1 protein-coding gene is annotated in these 1,368 nt (G+C 73.0%); it reads right to left on the bottom strand.

What is annotated here, in order from left to right:
- Window positions 1-975 (bottom strand): M20/M25/M40 family metallo-hydrolase (locus GT354_RS40195; RefSeq protein WP_161361426.1); only part of this gene is annotated, 975 nt, incomplete at its 3' end.
- Window positions 976-1,368: the final 393 nt, after the last annotated feature.

Here is a 1,368-nt window from a genome sequence, read left to right as displayed (position 1 = left end):
CTGTTCGGGGTCCTGGCCCGGGTGGCAGCGCATGTTGATCTTCGCCCGGGCGGACGGCACGACGGCGGACGCCGCGTGCTCGACGGACGGCGCGTCCAGGCCGATCACGGTGATCGCCGGTCCCGACCACAGCCGCGAGCCCAGGCTGCCGGAGCCGATCAGCGGCACGCCCTCGCGGACCCCGGCGAGCCGGCGGAACTCCTCCTCGTTCCAACCGCCACCGGTCCACTCCTCGCGGCGCAGGCCGGGCACCGCGACGTCGCCGCGGGCGTCGTGCAGGCCGGCCAGGGCGTGCAGCAGGACCAGCAGCGCGTCGGGGGCCGCGCCGCCGAAGTTGCCGCTGTGCTTGGCCTCTTCGAGCGTGCGGACCTCGACGACGACCTCGACCACACCGCGCAGCGCGACCGTGAGCGTGCCGGTGCCCGGGCGGATGTTGCCCATGTCGGCGATCACCATCGCGTCGCACGTGAACTCGTCGGGGTGGGCCTGCGGATAGTCGTCGAAGTCGCTGCCGTACTCCTCCTGCCCCTCGAAGACGATCCGGATCCCCACCGGCGGGCGACCCCCGAACGCGCGCAGCGCGCCCACGTGCACGATCAGGTTCGACTTGTCGTCCGCGACCCCGCGCCCGTGGATCGCGCCGTCGACGTCGGTCGGCTCGAACGGCGCGGTCGTCCACAGCGATTCGTCGCCGGCGGGTTGCACGTCGTAGTGGCCGTACAGGAGTACGGTCGGCGCGTCGGGGTGCGGCGGTGGGATGTGTCCGGTGATCACGGGCGCGGTGTCGGGCAGCCGCAGCGCCGCGATGTCCCGGACGCCGGCGTCGCGAAGCAGGTCGACCAGCAGGTCGTGGGCCTGTTGTACGGGTTCGTGCGGATAGCCGGGAAACGCGATCGAGGGGATGCGGGAGAGCCGCCGCAGGTCGTCGCACAGATCGTCGAGCAGGCCGTCGACTCGCGTCGTCAGCTCGTCCATCGTCGTACTCCTTAACCACGCCGGTCCGGCGTGCTGATCGCGCCGTCGCGCCCATGCTCACGCGCCGGGGCCGATCCGCCGCGCAGCACCGCCGGGCCTCACTCGGGTGGACGCGTCGATCCATGGTCCGAACGGGTGAGTGTCGGCCGGTCGAGCACCGGCATCCCCCGGCGATGGCGCGCAGGCGGACCGGCAACCGTTCTTTGGTCTAGACCTTTGGGGGGCCCATGCCGCACCCTTGAGGCCACGCGCCACACGCCACACGCCATGCCCGGAAGCGGACCCCCGGACCGTCCCGCCCTGCCCCGCCCCCGCATCGTCGGAAGGCCCTCCCATGCGCATCCGCACCCTGCCGCCCGCCCTCGTCACCGCCGTCGTCGCCGCGCTCACGTA

This window comes from Streptomyces sp. SID3343, assembly GCF_009865215.1.
Taxonomy (GTDB): domain Bacteria; phylum Actinomycetota; class Actinomycetes; order Streptomycetales; family Streptomycetaceae; genus Embleya.
The sequence above is the reverse complement of the archived record's forward strand: the minus strand, read 5'-3'. Positions and strand labels throughout refer to the sequence as shown.